Annotated in this window: 11 protein-coding genes and 1 pseudogene; 4 read left to right on the top strand and 8 right to left on the bottom strand. The window is 71.7% G+C overall.

The window, feature by feature from the left end; genetic code table 11:
• Positions 1–22: 22 nt before the first annotated feature.
• Positions 23–469, bottom strand: a complete 447-nt coding sequence (locus ACIBAI_RS16360; protein ID WP_399034685.1) for an ATP-binding protein — start codon at positions 467–469, stop codon at positions 23–25.
• Between the two features lie 175 nt (positions 470–644).
• On the opposite strand from ACIBAI_RS16360, the gene ACIBAI_RS16355 reads away from it, so the two are divergent.
• The gene (locus ACIBAI_RS16355) at positions 645–1,505 is read left to right on the top strand and encodes a helix-turn-helix domain-containing protein (RefSeq protein ID WP_399034684.1); all 861 of its coding nucleotides are present in this window, start codon (positions 645–647) and stop codon (positions 1,503–1,505) included.
• The gene (locus tag ACIBAI_RS16350; protein ID WP_399034682.1) at positions 1,502–1,717 is read left to right on the top strand and encodes a DUF397 domain-containing protein; all 216 of its coding nucleotides are present in this window, start codon (positions 1,502–1,504) and stop codon (positions 1,715–1,717) included. The genes ACIBAI_RS16355 and ACIBAI_RS16350 overlap by 4 nt, the downstream gene beginning before the upstream one ends.
• A 79-nt stretch (positions 1,718–1,796) precedes the next feature.
• Here ACIBAI_RS16350 and pglZ read toward each other — a convergent pair whose 3' ends face one another.
• The 4 genes from pglZ to ACIBAI_RS16330 form a co-directional block, all read right to left on the bottom strand.
• A complete protein-coding gene (pglZ, locus tag ACIBAI_RS16345) occupies positions 1,797–4,724 on the bottom strand; it encodes a BREX-2 system phosphatase PglZ (RefSeq protein ID WP_399034680.1) in 2,928 nt (975 codons plus the stop codon).
• Positions 4,721–8,605, bottom strand: a complete 3,885-nt coding sequence (locus ACIBAI_RS16340) for a phage resistance protein (protein ID WP_399034678.1) — start codon at positions 8,603–8,605, stop codon at positions 4,721–4,723. The genes pglZ and ACIBAI_RS16340 overlap by 4 nt, the downstream gene beginning before the upstream one ends.
• A 394-nt stretch (positions 8,606–8,999) precedes the next feature.
• Positions 9,000–11,135 (bottom strand): tetratricopeptide repeat protein, encoded by a 2,136-nt coding sequence (locus ACIBAI_RS16335; RefSeq protein ID WP_399034676.1) that lies wholly within the window; start codon positions 11,133–11,135, stop codon positions 9,000–9,002.
• The gene (locus ACIBAI_RS16330) at positions 11,132–11,542 is read right to left on the bottom strand and encodes a hypothetical protein (protein ID WP_399034674.1); all 411 of its coding nucleotides are present in this window, start codon (positions 11,540–11,542) and stop codon (positions 11,132–11,134) included. The genes ACIBAI_RS16335 and ACIBAI_RS16330 overlap by 4 nt, the downstream gene beginning before the upstream one ends.
• 227 nt (positions 11,543–11,769) lie before the next feature.
• Here ACIBAI_RS16330 and ACIBAI_RS16325 point away from each other — a divergent pair, with 227 nt between their 5' ends.
• Both ACIBAI_RS16325 and ACIBAI_RS16320 read left to right on the top strand, forming a co-directional pair.
• A complete protein-coding gene (locus ACIBAI_RS16325) occupies positions 11,770–12,039 on the top strand; it encodes a hypothetical protein (RefSeq protein WP_399034672.1) in 270 nt (89 codons plus the stop codon).
• Entirely contained in the window at positions 12,032–12,670 is a 639-nt protein-coding gene (locus ACIBAI_RS16320) for a DUF6879 family protein (protein WP_399034670.1), read from the top strand. Before ACIBAI_RS16325 ends, ACIBAI_RS16320 begins: the two co-directional genes overlap by 8 nt.
• Before the next feature lie 121 nt (positions 12,671–12,791).
• Here the strand turns inward: ACIBAI_RS16320 and ACIBAI_RS16315 are convergent, their stop codons facing one another.
• The 3 genes and pseudogenes from ACIBAI_RS16315 to ACIBAI_RS16305 all read right to left on the bottom strand — a co-directional run bounded on the left by ACIBAI_RS16315 (position 12,792) and on the right by ACIBAI_RS16305 (position 15,011).
• On the bottom strand, positions 12,792–13,667 hold the full coding sequence (locus ACIBAI_RS16315; protein ID WP_399034668.1) for a hypothetical protein: 876 nt from the start codon (positions 13,665–13,667) through the stop codon (positions 12,792–12,794).
• A gap of 313 nt (positions 13,668–13,980) precedes the next feature.
• Positions 13,981–14,184, bottom strand: a complete 204-nt coding sequence (locus tag ACIBAI_RS16310) for a DUF397 domain-containing protein (protein ID WP_399034665.1) — start codon at positions 14,182–14,184, stop codon at positions 13,981–13,983.
• Positions 14,181–15,011 (bottom strand): annotated as a pseudogene (locus ACIBAI_RS16305) (helix-turn-helix domain-containing protein). Before ACIBAI_RS16305 ends, ACIBAI_RS16310 begins: the two are co-directional and overlap by 4 nt.
• Positions 15,012–15,188: the final 177 nt, after the last annotated feature.

The raw sequence follows: 15,188 nt of genomic DNA, 5'->3' as shown, positions 1-15,188 counted from the left end.
CGGCGTCCCGGATCCCCTCCTCCTAGGGGCAGGCGATCTCGGCCCACACCGTCTTGGTGCAGGTGTCCCGCACCTCGCACCCCCATCGTTCGGCGTAGGCGGCCACCAGGAGCAGCCCGCGCCCCGAGTCCGCCTCCAGTGGGCGAGGCCCGGCGGGGAGGGCTGCCGGTGGCAGCCGCTCGGGACGCGCGTCGGTCACCTCGACGCGGACATGGCCCGGAAACCGCAGCAGGGCCAGCCTGAAGTCCCGTCCCGGCAGCCGGCCGTGTGTAACGGCGTTCGCCGCCAGCTCCGCCGTGACCGCGCAGGCGGCGTCGGACGCCTCGCTGCCGTACGGGACTCCCCAGGCCGCCAGTTGCTGGGCCACGAGACGCCGGGCGAGGCGTGCCCCGCGTCCGGTGCTGCTGAGGCGGATCGTAAACCGCGGGGTGTTCGGGGGCGCCCCGGTCTGCGCGTCGATCGACTTCATGGAGTGACCGTCTCGTCGCCCGGGCGGTCCGGGCCAGGTCGGGCGGCCGTACCCGGTGGCGCGGTACGCCCGTTGTACGGGTCGGTACGGCATCTGTACGGGACCGTGCCCGGGACCGGGCGACCGGCAGGGTCGTTGGGGACGGCACGGGACACTGCGGCGGGCAGGGGGCGCGATGGGCAAGGCGGGCGAGCGGGAGTGCCGGACGACCGGGCGGCGTTCACCGGGCCGGGAGCACCCCGCGGTGTGGAGCGCCTACGGCAAGCTGGTCCGCCTCTTCCGCGAGCGGGCCGGGCTCACCCAGCAGGCCCTCGCGGATGCCATCGGGTACTCGCTGGAGCAGGTCGCCTCGGTGGAGCAGGGGCGACGCCCGGCCAAGGCCGCGTTCACGGAGGCCGCGGAGCGGGTGCTGGGGGCGGGTGGGGCGCTGCGGGTGCTTCAGGAGGACGTGGACCGGGCCAAGCTGCCGAGCTTCTTCCAGGACTTCGCTTCCATCGAGGTCGACGCGGTGAGTCGTTTCTCGTACGACCCGCTTCTGATTCCCGGCCTTCTGCAAACCGAGGCGTACGCCCGAGCTCTGTTCATGGCGCATTGCCCGGCGCTGGAGGACGAGGTGATCGAATTCCACACGGAGGCTCGTCTGAGCCGCCAGCAACTGCTGACCCGCTCCCCCATCGTCGAGTTGTCGTTCGTGATCGGCGAGACGGCGCTCACCAACCCCGTCGGAGGTGACGAGGTGATGCAAGAGCAGCTTCGCCGTTTGGCGGTGTTGGGAGAACTGCGCAACGTGAGTATCCAAATCATGCCTGCTGCCTACGGTTTCCACCCGGGCCTCAATGGCGGCTTCGTCGTGCTGGAGACGGCGGAACACCGTCAGATCGGATACGTCGAGTCGCAGGAGGTGGGGTCCGTGGTGACCGATCCTGCCCAGGTCAGTGCCTTCAGCCTGCGGTATGGCAAGCTGCGCTCGCAGGCGCTGACCCCGGAAGAGTCTGCGCGTTTGCTCGGGAGACTGGCAGGAGGGGCCGCAGCATGATCGTTGATCGGAACGCCGGGCACGGTGAGGCCGAACTCAGTTGGCGCAAGAGCAGCTACAGCGGGTCAGGTGGTGGCGACTGCATAGAGGTCGCCCTGACACCCGGCACCGTCCATGTCCGGGACTCGAAGGCGCAGGCGGACGCGGTGCTCGCCTTCCCCCGGGAGCAGTGGGCAGCGTTCACCGCTTACGCGCGTAAGGCCGCCGTCTGACGACGGGGAGCCGCGAGCAGCGGACGTACCGCTCGGGGTGCCTCCGGGGCAGGGTCCGGGGGCACCCCGAGTGGTGTCGTCAGCCCGCTCCGAGGGCGAACTGCTCGCGCAGCAGTGCCTCGTGGAGCCGCAGGGTGCGGCCGTCCGGCAGGGTTTCGAGGACCTGTACGCCGTCGTAGTTGAGCAGTTGCCGCAGGACGGCGGCGAAGCCGTCGCCCCGGCTGGTGGGCATGCCCGCGCGCTGGGCGAGGGCGGTGACGGGCAGGGTGCCGCCGGCGTCGAGCAGCGCGGCGAGCGCCTTGTGGACCTGCTCCTGCTGCGGTTTGCGGGCCAGTCCGCCGAGCTGCGCCCGGTACGTCTCCGAGTCGAGCAGCGCCTTCACGAGCACTTCGGTCCGGGAGACGACCGTCGGCGTGAGCAGGGCGTCGTCTCCCCCGGCGGTCAGCTCCACCTCGAAGAGCGCTTCGTGCGTCCGCGCGAGTTCCGCCTGCTTCTTCTGGGACTTGCCCGTCGACTTCTTGGGAGCGGCGGGAGTGGCGCCGGCCACCGGCTGGGTGTCCTGTCCGCTGGGCAGCGGCGCCCTCCCGGCCTCCTCCGGGGCCCACCAGACCGGCCGCTGGTCGCCCAGCTCCCGCCAGCCCTTGGGGGGTTCCGCCCCGAACGGCAGGAACGCGAGGACCGGGACGGTGAACTCGGCGAGGGAGGCCCCGCCGTGGTAGCCGGCCTTGAGGGCGGTGTAGCGGGAGTCGGCGTCCCACAGGGCGACGATGGACGCGCCGGGCTCGGGCCACACCACGCGCGGTCCGGTGAGGGCGATCTCCCGTTCGGCGAGCGGGCCGCCGGGCAGGCGGTGGCGGGCGGAGGCAGGGTCTGCGGCGGGATCGACCTTGGTGCCGTGCCGGTCGACGACGTGGCCGTGGTCGCTGGTGAGGAGGACGGCCATGCCCTGGGCCGCCGCCACCCGCAGCAGGTCGCGCAGGCCGGGCACGTCGTCCACCCGCCAGGCGCCGTCGCCGAGCTTCTGCTCCTTGGCGAGCCGGTCGTCGATGGCGTTCAGGACGACGGCCACGTGGGTCCGGCCGTCGGCCAGGGCCTCCGTGAGCGCCGGGCCGAAGGTGTCGCCCGCGGTCTCGGTGCGCAGGTCGTCCTTGTGGAACACGGCGGCCGGGGCGCCGCCCCACAGCCTCAGTGCGGGGAAGAGCCGCTTCTCGTCGGCCTGGGTGCCCTTCGTCAGGGTGCCGGCGAAGAGCGAGGTGCGGGACACGGACGTCACGGTGGGCAGGGCGGCGGCCATCGCCCGCCGGTGCGGGGCGCCGCCCTCGGGCAGCGGGTCGAACTCGGCCCAGGAGCGGCGCAGTTCCTCGCCGAGTTCGTTCGCGATGGCCGCGCTCATGCCGTCGAGCACGAGCAGCAGCACCCGTCGTTCCTCCCCGCGCCGGACGATCGGCCCGACCACGCGGTCGAGGAAGGTCTCGACGGTGAGCATGGAGCCGGGCTGGGTGCCGGCCTCCGTCCAGGCGGCCAGGGAGCGGGCGAAGGAGGCGTCGATCTGCCGGCGCCGGTCCCTGACGCGGGCGCCGAGGGTGTCGTAGGCGGCCTTGAGGACCGGGTCCGGGTCGCCGCCGGCCTCGATGTGCTCCAGGGCGAGGTCGGCCCAGCCGGTCTCGGCGACGTGCCGCCGTACGGCGTCGGCGACGGTGGGCGCGTCGGCGGCGGGGTCGGTGGCGAGCCAGCGGGCGAGGCGCTGCCCCATGCGGGCGCGCTCGATGCGGGCGGACTCCTCCGGTTCGCCGGCGAGCCGGTGGCTCTCCAGCTTCCGTACGGCGTCCGCCGCCGCGGCCGTGTCGCCGGCGGCGAGGGCCCGGCCGACGGCGGTGAACCGGGCGTCGAGCCCGCCGCGCAGGACGGGGCTGGCCGCGGCGGCCTGCTCCGCGCCGAACTGGCGGGCCAGTGCGGCGGCCCGGTCGAGCACGGTGCCGGTGGTGCGGCGGGCTTCGCGGGCCTGTTCGGCGTCGGCGCCGCCGGTGCGGTGTCCGGCCGCCAGCAGGGTGGTCACGTACTCCTCGGCGGCCCGCCCGAAGACGGTGACCAGCGCGTCGAGCTGGTCGCCGAGGGCCGGGGGCTGGTCGCCGAAGTAGCGCTCGGCGCGGCCCCGTGCCCGGTAGGTCTCGGGAGTGGGCTCGGCGTGCTGCCACAGGGCCGCGCACACCAGGCCGAAGGCGGCGGCGTCCGCGCCGCGCTCGGCGTCGACGAGGGCGAGCAGGGCGCGTCCGGCGAGGCCCGCCTGGTCCTCCTCGCCGAGGAACGCGGTCAGTCCGGCGCGTTCGGGGCCGCGCAGGGCGAGGAACCGTTCGGGGGCGCCGGGCCGGGTCGACCAGTGCAGCAGGGCCTGCGCGTCGAGCCGGTCGTCGCCGGGGCGGCGGGTGCCGTCCTCGGTGTCGTAGCGGCCCAGGCGCAGGCGGCGCTGGGCGAGCGCGGTGAGGGCGTACTGCCGCGACAGCCAGCCGCCGGGCACGGGCGGCCAGCCGCCGGTGGTGGGCGGGGTGGCGTCGAGGAGGGCCTCGGCGGCCCAGTTGACGTCCTTCAGGCGCGGGTCGATCTGCCGGGCGCCGAACGCGTCGCGGACGACGTCCCAGCTGTCGACCGTGTCGATGCGCAACTTGTGGACGCGGGCGAGGATCGCCGGGTCGAGTTCGTGCTGCTCGCGGTCGGTGAGGACGACCAGGACGGCGGGGCCGGGGCGGCGGCCCGCCAGGTGGTCGAGGACGAGTTCGTGGACGGCGAGCGGGGACGGTGCCACCGCGACGCCGGCCGTGCGGCCCTCGCCCCAGACGGGTTCGGCGGGGCCGTCCCACTGGGGTGCGGACCGCAGCAGCACCACCCGGCGCCGGCCCCCGCCGTCCCCGGTGAGGGAGTCGGCGAGGGAGGTCTGCGAGGACAGGTACTGGGTGACGGTCGCGGTGTTCAGCCGGACCGCGCCCGGGACGGCGGTGGCGGTGTCCGTCATTCGACGACCTTCCAGCTGATCTCGATGGTCGCGTCGGGGTGGCGGGCGGCCAGCTCGGACAGCTCCGCCTGGAGGTCGGCGGCGGCCTGGCGCACGGTCGTGCTGCGGTGTCCCGACTTCCTCGTGGTGCCGCCGCCACTCGCCGGGGAGGGCGTCTGCTGCTGGGTGTACGGGATGCGCGGGTCGCTGGTGGGGGTGTCCAGGGGCTGGTCGTCGGCCCTGTCCTGGGGCGTGACGGTCCCGGGCCGCGGGGTGGCGGCGGCCTGGCTGCGCTTGATCAGGGCGACGACCTCGCGCTGGGCGCGGGTGAGGGCGTCGCGCAGGTCGGCCGTGCGCTGGTCCTCGCGGGCGATGCTGCGCAGCGAGTCCAGCAGGGCCTCGCCCTCGGGGCCGAGACCGGCGGCGAGTTCCAGGGTGCTCCATGGGGCGGAGGCGACGGCCTCCGCGACGGTGCGGGCCTGCACGATGGACGTGCCGTACCGGTCGGCGCTGGTCTCGCCCAGGTCGAAGGTGGCGAGGGCCTCCACGGTCTTCTTCGCCCCGGCCGCGCCCTTGCCGGCCTCCGCCGTGAGCGCGTCCAGCAGGTGCAGACAGCGGCGGGCGAGGGCGAGCCGGCCGGTGTCGGCGGCCTGGTCGAGGCCGAGGAAGGAGGCGTGGGTCTCCAGTTGGTGCACGAGGTCGGCCGCGTGGTCCCGGTGGGCGCGGGCGGTGTCGATGATCTGGCGGGCGAACTGGTTGACCATCCGGCCGCGCCGCAGCGCGGGCGGCTTCGCCCCGAAGATCACCTCGAAGCGCTGCCGTGCGGTGTCCCAGTCGGACTCGGCGGGCAGCGGCTGGCTGCGCAGCGCGTCGTGGTCCTTGATCGAGGTCAGTTCGGGCGCGGGGTCGAGGACGGTGCCGCCGCGCACCCACACCCGGTCGTCCATCTCGGCGAAGGCGGCGACGACGAGCCGGGCGAGGAAGTCGGGCAGGCCGCGCGGGTCGGGCTGGTCCATCCAGTCGGTGAGCGTGATCAGGGACAGGTCCCCGGTGACGCCCTGGGAGCTGGCCTGCCGGCGGAAGTGGTCGGCCCAGTAGCGGGACAGCTCGAAGTACGCCTCCTTCTGCTGTCCGAGGCGCAGGGGTCCGGCGATGCGCTGCATGAGCTTGCGGTCGGCGGCCGGGACCTCGATCCGCCCGTCGCGGGCCTCGGCGGCGTCCCGGACGTGGGTGAACACCTTTTTGGCGTCGGCGGGCCGGACGGCGGTGCCGGTGGCGTCGGGGTCGAGGTCGGGGTGGGCCGGGTACTGGTGGGCGAGCAGCCTGCCCGCGATGTGCCGGATGCCGTCGTGCAGGCTCTGCCCGAAGGACAGGGTGAGGCCGTCGACGTCGGGCAGCGCGACGAGGTGGTCGTCGAAGTCGGGCACGACGTCGGCGGCCTGCTTCTGGGCGAGGCCGTACGCCTGCTTGAACGCACCCTTGACCTGCTTGAGCAGCGCTTCGCGCTGGGTCTCGAGCAGGCCCTTGGCGCGGCTGCGGTTGTCGGCGTTGAGGTGGCCGGCGTACTGGGTGTCGAAGCGGTGCTCGTCGGCGAGGGCCTTGTCGATGACGACGAGGCGCCGGAAGTCGGCGAAGCGCTGCGCGGACAGGTGCGCGGGCAGCCAGGCGACGGTGCGGGACCGCTCGCCCTGCTGGCGCTCGCGCAGCCGCTGGATGCGGTTGACGTCCTCGACCGGGCCCCACTCGCCCTCGTCGAAGGGGAGGTCTATGGCGATGCGCCAGCGGTCCTGCTCCTGCGGCATCAGGTCGTGGTCGGGCAGCTCGTCCTCGTCGGCGACGTTGCCGAATACGATCTCGGCGGTGCGGGCGGTGCCGCGCCAGGTGAAGTGCAACTGGTCGCTCAACTGGCCGTGTTCGACGCCCAGTTCCTCGGAGAGCAGGCGGCGGGCGAGCGCGACGCGGTTGCCGGGGTTGTCGTTGACCTGGGCGTTGGCGATGACGGAGTCCACGTCGACGCCGGACAGCTCCAGCCGCACGCCCGGGTTGGCGTCGGTGCCGGTCTCCTTGATCTCGGGGAACCGGGCGGCCCACTCGGCGACCTTGTTCTTGATGATGCCGACCTCGGCGCCCGGGATCGGGGCGAGGACCGAGCCGTGGTTGAGGGCGCCGAGCCGCCGGATGGTCAGGTCGGACAGGGAGGGCACGCTGGGCGCGAGCGCGGACAGCAGCAGGGTGCACACGAGCCGGTTGTCGCCGACGAACATGCGGCAGCCGTTGAGCCGCTTGGGGTCGGTGATGGTCTCGGGCCGGTTGCGGTACTGCTCGACGTCGTCCTCGGTGATGTCGTACGAGCTGAGCAGGTAGGGCCGCAGCTTGGTCCGGTACAGCTTGTCGGCGGCCTCGAAGACGACCTTCAGGCTGTCGGTGAACGGCTTGTCGCCGCCCGCAGTGATCACCGGGTAGAGGTCGCCGACGGGGATGAGCTGCCCGAGGCGTATCTCGTTGCGGTGGTCGGCGAGGAGCTGGCCCATCAGCTTCAGACCGGTGCGGGAGCGCTGCAGCGCGGACGAGATGTGGACGAGGGTGTCCATGAACGCCGGCGAGAACGGGTACGTCAGCCGGAACGACTCCGCGTCCGCGCCGGTGGTGCCCTTCTCCGAGCCGAGCAGGGTGTCCCACACTTGCGGGCCGACCCGCTTGGTCTTCTCGAAGGCCTCGTCGATGAGCCGTTCCGCCTCGGCGTCCTTGGGCTTGAGGAGGCGGGCGTGGGCGATCTGCGGGAGGTTGCGGTCCTCCAGGGTGATCTTGTCGAACCGGCCGGAAGCCAGGTTCAGGGTGTCCTGGATGGACGACTCGGCGGCTCCGGACACCTCCTCGCCCACGAGTTCGCGCAGGTCGCGCTGGCGGGCGATGAACGACACGACGGGGATGGCGCGGCGGGCGTCGCCGCCCTCCACGAAGTTCGTGATCTTGCTGGCCTCACGCGCCACGAACTTCTGATCGTGGATGAGGGTGGCCAGCCACAGGATCAGCTCGTCCATGAACAGGATCAGCCCGTCGTAGCCGAGCGACTTGGCGTGCTCGGCGATGACGGACAGGCCGGCGTCCAGGGAGATGAAGCCGTGCTCGTCCTCGGCGGCGTTCTTGGCGAAGCCGGGCAGAAGGTTCGTACTGGCGTCGTTGACCAGCTTGGCGCGCAGCTCGGCCGGGGTGGAGGGGTTGCGGAGGTTGAGCGGGACGCCCGCCTCGTGGTTCTCCTCCGCGGCGAGCGCGGTGTCCAGGAGCTGCGGGGTCCAGGCGAAGCCCTCGCCCCACTCGTCCTCCTCGCCGTCGTCCGCGTCGCTGCCGCCCAGACCGCGGATGACGGCCTCGTCGCCCATGGTGGCGCGCATGGCGCGGATGTCGGCGAAGAGGGAGTCGGTCCGGTACACCTGCGGGGTCGGGGCGTCCGGGTGCAGCTTCTTGACGTGGTGCACGTACCCGCCGAGCACCCGCTGCTCCAGGGCCTTCGCGCCGAGCATGTGGTACGGCACCAGCAGGAATTTCTTGCCGTCCGACTGCAGCCACTCGTGCTTGGTCAGCACCGGGTCGAACTCGGTGCGGGCGCGGGCGGCCTGGTTGCCGCTGAGCAGCGCGTACAGCACGGCCATGAAGTGCGACTTACCGGAACCGAACGAGCCGTGGAGGTACGCCGCCTTGGAGCGGTGTCCGTCCAGCGCGGACTTGATGAGCGCCAGCGCCTCGTCGAAGTTCTCCAGCAACCGCTCGGTGACGACGTAGTCCTTGAGGGCGTGCCGGGCGCCCTCGGGCGTCGTCGCCTCGGCGAGGGACAGCACGAAGTCCGAGGTGGAGATGGACTCCTTGATGTCGATGACATCGCGGAGGAGGGGTTGCTGGGCCATTGCGGGTTCTCGCTCTCCCTGACGGTGGTCGGTGCTGCTGCTCGTACTCGGTGCCGTGCGGGGTCCGCCGCCGGGGCCCGGGGCCGGTCCGGGGGGTGGGGCGGGGGCCGGAGGTACGGATGGCCGGTGCGGCGGGCCGGCCGTCCCGGCCGGCGGCGCGGACGGATCCGGTGGTGCGGCGACCGGGCGGGAACGACGCTCACGGCGTCGGCCGGTTTAGGCCGGTTCAGGTCGGACGGTTTCGCGGCGTCTGCACTCTTCGTCGTCCCCCTCGTAACTGAACGTCACCCGCACGGCCTGCGCACAGCACCCTACATCGGTACTCCCGCGTCACCCCCGTGCCGTATGCCCTCGCGCACCGTCCCCGCGGGCCGCTCCGGTCCCGCCGTGGGCACTACGGCCGCCGTCGTCCCGACCGGTAGGCGTCCAGCAGGCGCCGGCCCGCGACCGTGAAGGGGTGTTCGGGGCCCAGGCCGCGTTCCCGCCGCTCGACGACGTCGGTCATCAGCGCGATCCCCTCCTGCAGGTGTCCGAGCGCGGCACGGGTCCGGGAGAGCAGTTGCCGGGCGGCGAGCACGATCGGGTACTCAGGCCCGAAGCGCCGCTCATACGCCTCGGTGACCTGCCGGATCTCGCGGTCGGCTTCGTCGAAACGGCCCAGGAGGTACAGCGCCCACGCGTGGTTGTGGCGGGCGCCCAGGGTCACGGTGTGGTCGGGGCCGAGGACGCGTTCGCACTCCGACGGCAGCGTGAGCAGGGTGCCGCCCTCCTCGGTGACCACTTCGGCGGCGGGCAGCATCTCCAGCAGGCCGGCGCGGGCCCGCAGGGTCAGCGGATGCGCGGGGCCCAGCGCCGAGCGCCGCCCGGCGACGGTGGCGCGGAGCAGCGCGACGGATTCCTCCCGTCTGCCGAGGTTCGCCAGCACGAGCTGGAGGCCGTAGCCGCTGTCCGTGGTGTCGGGGTCGTCGGCGCCGAACAGTCGCTCCTGGGTGTCCCGGACCGCGCGGAGCGCCGCTTCGGCCTCGGCGTACCTGCCCAGCCGGAACAGTGCCCGCCCCGCCCTGGAGCGGGCGGCGAGGACCGCGCGGTGGTCCGCGCCGAGGTGTCGCCGTGCGAGGTCCGCGGCGTTTCGGGCGGTCTCCCAGGCGGAGAGGTAGTCACCGGTCCGGTGCAGGGCGACGGACAGCCTGGTCGCGACGGCCAGGGCGTCGGCGGCGGACGGTCCGCCGACGTGCCCCAGCAGGGCCAGCGCGTGAGGCACCAGCAGGCGCAGTCGGGGATCGTGCGGACCGGCGTCGGGCACGCCGGGCACGGCCGCGTCGAGCAGCCGGACGGCTGTCGTGTCGAGGGCGGGCACCAGGTCCGCGGGGGTCGCCGCCGAGACGCTGTCGAGCAGGATGCCGTGACTCTGTACGCAGCGTGCGCCGGCGGCGTCGGCCAGTTCGGACAGCGACTGGTCGAGGAGGGCTCTGAGGGCCGTCTCGGTTCGGGCGCGAGGCAGTACGGCGCCGATGCCGGCGTGGTTGAGCAGGGTCAGCGGCAGCGGCTCGGCGGCGAACCGGGCCAGCAGTCTGAGGAGGGCCACCGCTTCGGGCAGCCCGCGCGCTTCGAACGCGTCGAGGGTCAGCTGCCAGGTCAGGCCGACCAGATGCCGGGGGTCCGCCTCGGACAGCGCGTCGGCTCCCCGGTCGATCAGCTGGACCCGGTTGTCCGAGTCGAGCCGGTCCCCGTAGGTGTCCATCGTCCAGGGGTCGATGACCTGACGGGAGAGGAAGCCGCCCGCCAGGGTGAGGGCGAGGGGCAGCCGCCCGAGCCGGTCCGCCACCCGCGCCGCCTGCTCCGTCGTACCGCTGTGCGGTGCGAGGTCGCGCAGCACGAGCGCGGCGTCCTCTCGGGGCAGTACGCCGATGTACTGCAGTTCGGCGCCCGGCCACCACCGGGCCGCCGCTCGCCGGGTGGTCACCAGGACGGTGCCGCGCGGGCTGGTGCGCAGCCAGTCGCCGTCCCGCAGGATCTCCGGCTCGTCGGTGTTGTCCAGGACCAGCAGCCAGGGTTCCGCGGAACGGTCGAGATACGTCCAGGCGAGATCGGCGGCAGGTCTGAGGCCGTTGCGCGCGGCGAGCAGTTCGCCGTCGTCCGCCCCTCGGTCGGCGGCGACGGCGAGCATGCCGGCGCGCAGGCTCGCGCGGTCGGAGGCGTTGACCCACAGGCCCACCCGGCCCGGTTCTCCGGTGACCTCCTGGAACAGGGCGCAGGCGACCGCCGTCTTGCCCGAGCCGCCCATGCCGTACAGCACGTAGACCTGGCCGCCGCGCTCCGCCTCGACGCCCGCCCGCAGGCGTTCCATCACCTCGCTGCGGTCGCGGAGCGTGACGGGGGGCCTGCCGACCGCCGGGCGCCGCACCGAGTCCGGTCCGCCGTGCTCCGGCCCGCCACCGCCGTAGTGGTGGTGCTCGTTGATGTGCTGGTCGCCCTGCGACTGGTAGACGCGCCCCTGGTCCTCGGCGTGGCCGTCCGTCCCGCCCGTCATCGCTCGGCGATGTGCTGGTCACGTCCCGCTTGGTAGACGCGGCCCTGACCGGACGCGGTGGCGTGCTGGGTGATCCGCCGGGCGGCCGAGCCGCCGGGATCGAGCCGGTCCAGCAGTGCGCGCAGTTCCTCGGCGGCGGCGGGCCGGGCGACGAGCAGCCGCCGCACCGTCCCCTGCCACTGGAGGCGTAGTTCGTCCAGGGTCTCCTGGTCGTCCGCGGCCACGGCGGCCAGCACGTCCTCGCGGCCGGCCTCCAACTCGGCGGCGACGGTTTCGGCACGCTCGGGTCGCGTCCGGCGCCAGAGCTGTGTGATCCCGTCACGCACGTGGTGCCAGGCGTCGGTCGCCATCAACGCGACCAGGGTGGTCCCCGCGCTCTGCGCGAGCAAGGCCACTTCCGCTTCCACAGCCGCCCCTCCGTTCACCCGATCGTCCGACAGCGCAGATGGAAAGTGTCACCTGTCAGGCGTTGGCGTGATCTTCATTGCGATCAATATCATTCCGCCCCCGAGCGACAGGGAACAAGGAAGAACCAATCCTCGCCAATACCCCCGTGGGCCGGTCCTGACACATGGTCGGGCAGGAGAGTCGCACGCTACAGTGAGGCTCCCGACCGATCGAGGGGGCGAGGGAAATGACCAGGCCGTGGGAAGCGGATCCGGACACGGGTTTCAAGCAACGCCTGGGAAAAACACCCCAAGAACTGGGAAACACCACCGGAACTCCTGACTGCCCGGACATCTGGGAACTCACCAACGGCGACATCGCCGTCATCGGCCGGGACCTCACCCAGTCACTCGGCAGGAACCTGCCCGACGGGGTCTCGATCGGGTCGGACGAACGCCTCGTGGTCATCCCCAGGAACACGCTCATCGCGGCGAAGCCGGACATCCCCAATGTTTGACTCCTTCGCGGACGGCGTCTCCGAACGCCTGGACCGCCCCACCTACCACGCGGACCTCGGCCGGATCTACTCCAGCGGGATCGGCTTCCTCAACAAGCTGGAGCGCGGCCAGCACTTCAAGGAGCGCGGCTTCCCGAGCTGGGAGGCCTTCGCCGCCGGCGACTGGGAAAGGGCTCTGTCCCTGGCCGACGAGAGGCGCGAGGACTACGCCCGGGAAATCCGGCGGGCATCGGAACTGGGCGTCGCGCACCGCCGCCTCCGGGTGGTGGAATTCCCTGTCACGCCGTATGTGCAATGGGAGTTGTTCGTCCTGCGCGTGCGCGTGGACGTGGGCGACGCGATCAAGGTCATCGACGCTCGCGACATCTCCGGCATCGAGCGGGATCACCCGGTACCGGAAGTGGTGGTTCTCGGCGATGTGGTCATGTACGAGGTCGTGTACGACGAGGACGGCAATGCGGCCGGAGCCAACCGCTACACGGACCCCTCACTGATCCGGGAAACGAACGCCGGATTCGATGCGCTGTATGAGCGTGGTGAGGAGTTCTACGATTTCTTCGACCGGGAGATCGTCCCCCTGGCCCCGCCGCGGGTGTCCGGTGCTCCGACGGATTCTCGCGGGTCGCGGTGATCAGCGAGGCGAGGTGAGGGGCGAGCCCTCATGCCGACGGATCACCGCCCCCGGCGGCGATGACGAGAACGCCCCCCTCCGCATCGACCGCCCCTTCGAGGGTCGGAGGGCACTCGCGGCGTCAGGACCTGGGTTCCTCCAGCTCGGGGGCGGTGGTGTCCGCGCCGTGCTGTTCAGCGTCGGCAGGGGCGAAGGTTTCGTGGTCCTCCACGACTTCGCCGTCCACGACGTCCTCCTCCGTCACTCGGTGCGACGGGTCCGCCAGCGGCAGGTCGGCGAGGTGCTTCTTGAGCCTCTTGGCCATCGGGAGGTAGGTCGCGAAGGTGAGCCCGCCGGAGACGGCGGCCCCTACGAGAGGGATGGCCTTCGAGACGGTTGTCGCGAAGGACTGCGTCGTCATCCTGACACCGAGGTAGCCCGCGACCTTTTTCACCATGGGGTAGACGACCCCGTGGGTGAGTGCCTTCTGGGGCAGCTTCTTGGCGACCTGCTCCGCCATCATCCCCGCGACTTTCCCCACCGCGACGTTCGCCGATTTGGTGCCGAACATCACGCCGAAGAACAGCGTGAGCACCCCCTTGGTCGCGTCATCTACGTCATCGCCCTCGTCGGAGAACAGATCGGGCCAGCTGTAGAGATAGGCGAGCTTCTGCGCGATGCGCAGCATGTGGCCGACGTACTGGGCCGTGTCGGCGGGCACCGTGGCGGGAAGGGCGAGGATGCCGGGTATCCCTGCGGCGGCGGAGAGGGCGCTGACCTTGGCCGTCTCGTAGCGGATGGAGTCGTTGGCGACCTTGTCGAGAACCTCGGCAGTGATGCCCGCCGCAGCGGGGGTCTCTTCGACCGCTCGTCGGATATCCTCCTCGGAGCAGTGCCGAGCCAGCGCACTCCGGAGGTACGCCTCCCTGTGGATACGCACACCCGGGAGCTTCGCTGCCGCCACCAGCAGCGCGAAGAAACGCGACTCGGGGTTCTCGACCTGTTTACCCTGCTTCATGGCAGGAACCTACAGTAGTTCCGCGCCGCAAGGACCGGACAGCATGAGCTCCGTTGAGACCTCGTTATGTGAGTGAGCGACGGTGGCGTGCGGACCGGCTCCACCACGATGCCGATCACCCCCGGGAAGGCGACCTCCGCCGAGAGCCGGTCGCCTCCGGCCGGACGGTGACCGCCATGCCGGCCCGTGCCGGTGCGACACCTCGTGAGCGAGGTGCCGAGGCTGCTGAAGACGCTGCGGAGCCGGGACGAGCAGGGCCCTCGGCGAGCACACGCTCGCCGAGGGCCCTGCCCTGCCATCGCTGCCGTCCCTGTCAGAGTGCCGCGAACTCGACGAACGCGGCCCACGCCGCGGGTTGTACGGCGAGTGCGGCGCGGGTGCTGTCCTTCGAGTCGCGGACATGGACCGTAGCGGGGCGGACGGCGACCTCGACGCATTCGCCGCCATCACCCGCGCTGTAACTGCTCTTGAACCAGGCAAGGCCGTCCAGGCCAAGCCTGGTGTTCTCCCCGCTCATCTCTCTCCCAACAGCTTCTCGATTAACGCTCGCGATTCTGCCGGAGTGTGTGCTTGTGCGCGCAGGGACCCATACGTACGTTCAAGCTCTCGGACCTTCTGACGTTCCGTGTGGACCCGACTGTCACCCTGCACCTCCGCATAGGCGATCCTGCGCCCATCCTTCATCTCCATCAAGGTGAACGGGCCAGCCAATCCCGCGTGCTCTTGGCGGGAGAGCGGCATCACCTGAACCTCCACGTTCCGCTTCTCCTTGATGAGCAGGAGTTGCTCCAACTGCCCTCGCCATACCGCCCCACCGCCGAGCGGACGCAGAAGTACAGCTTCCTCGATCACAAAACTCAGGTGTGGGACGGGTCGGCGCTCGATGATCTCCTGTCGTGCCAGCCGGGCGGCCAACCGCTGCTCGATGACCTCTCCGTCCAGCTGCGGGCGCCACATGGCGAACACGGCCCGCGCGTAATCCTCGGTCTGCAAGAGTCCTGGCACAGCCTGAGTGGCGTACACGTGCAGCACAACCGCTTCGGCCTCCAACTTGGCCGCACCCTGGAAGAACGCCGGATACTGAGCCCGAGCCACCTCCTCCTTGCTCGCACTCAGCACCCCGCCCGCCCCCAGCACTTCATCCGCCTGGTCGATGAACTTCGGCGGTGGAATACGTCTCGCCTACTCGAACGACGCGATCGTCGAGGCCGAGTACCCGGTCAGCGACCCCAACCCCGCGCGGTCCAGGCCCGCCCGCTCCCGGAACAACTTCAACTGCCGCCCGAACACGCACAGCATGCCCGTCCCGACTTCGTACTCCGGCTGCTGAACCTCGTCGTCCACGCCGCAGCTCCTCTCGTGCAACCGCCCCGTCAGGCCAACTCGGAGCCCGGGAACCGGTCACGCCCACCACCACGTACAAGCGCACCGACCGCGTGTACAGCCCGTACCCGTCAGCGCGTCACTTCTGGTCAAAGCTACGCAGAGTCCAAGACCGTTGACCCTATGAAGTCAGCAACT

It is taken from the genome of Streptomyces sp. NPDC051041 (assembly GCF_044456065.1).
GTDB classification, from domain to species: Bacteria; Actinomycetota; Actinomycetes; order Streptomycetales; family Streptomycetaceae; genus Streptomyces; species Streptomyces glaucus.
This window is presented reverse-complemented; position numbering and strand designations above follow the sequence as displayed.

What these genes read in the sequence shown, in the direction of transcription:
- ACIBAI_RS16340 (WP_399034678.1), bottom strand. Translation starts at nt 8,605, where the DNA reads ATGGCCCAGCAACCCCTCCTCCGCGATGTCATCGACATCAAGGAGTCC.
- ACIBAI_RS16350 (WP_399034682.1), top strand. Translation starts at nt 1,502, where the DNA reads ATGATCGTTGATCGGAACGCCGGGCACGGTGAGGCCGAACTCAGTTGG.
- ACIBAI_RS16320 (WP_399034670.1), top strand. Translation starts at nt 12,032, where the DNA reads ATGTTTGACTCCTTCGCGGACGGCGTCTCCGAACGCCTGGACCGCCCC.
- ACIBAI_RS16310 (WP_399034665.1), bottom strand. Translation starts at nt 14,184, where the DNA reads ATGAGCGGGGAGAACACCAGGCTTGGCCTGGACGGCCTTGCCTGGTTC.
- ACIBAI_RS16315 (WP_399034668.1), bottom strand. Translation starts at nt 13,667, where the DNA reads ATGAAGCAGGGTAAACAGGTCGAGAACCCCGAGTCGCGTTTCTTCGCG.
- ACIBAI_RS16325 (WP_399034672.1), top strand. Translation starts at nt 11,770, where the DNA reads ATGACCAGGCCGTGGGAAGCGGATCCGGACACGGGTTTCAAGCAACGC.
- ACIBAI_RS16335 (WP_399034676.1), bottom strand. Translation starts at nt 11,135, where the DNA reads ATGACGGGCGGGACGGACGGCCACGCCGAGGACCAGGGGCGCGTCTAC.
- ACIBAI_RS16355 (WP_399034684.1), top strand. Translation starts at nt 645, where the DNA reads ATGGGCAAGGCGGGCGAGCGGGAGTGCCGGACGACCGGGCGGCGTTCA.
- ACIBAI_RS16360 (WP_399034685.1), bottom strand. Translation starts at nt 469, where the DNA reads ATGAAGTCGATCGACGCGCAGACCGGGGCGCCCCCGAACACCCCGCGG.
- pglZ (WP_399034680.1), bottom strand. Translation starts at nt 4,724, where the DNA reads ATGACGGACACCGCCACCGCCGTCCCGGGCGCGGTCCGGCTGAACACC.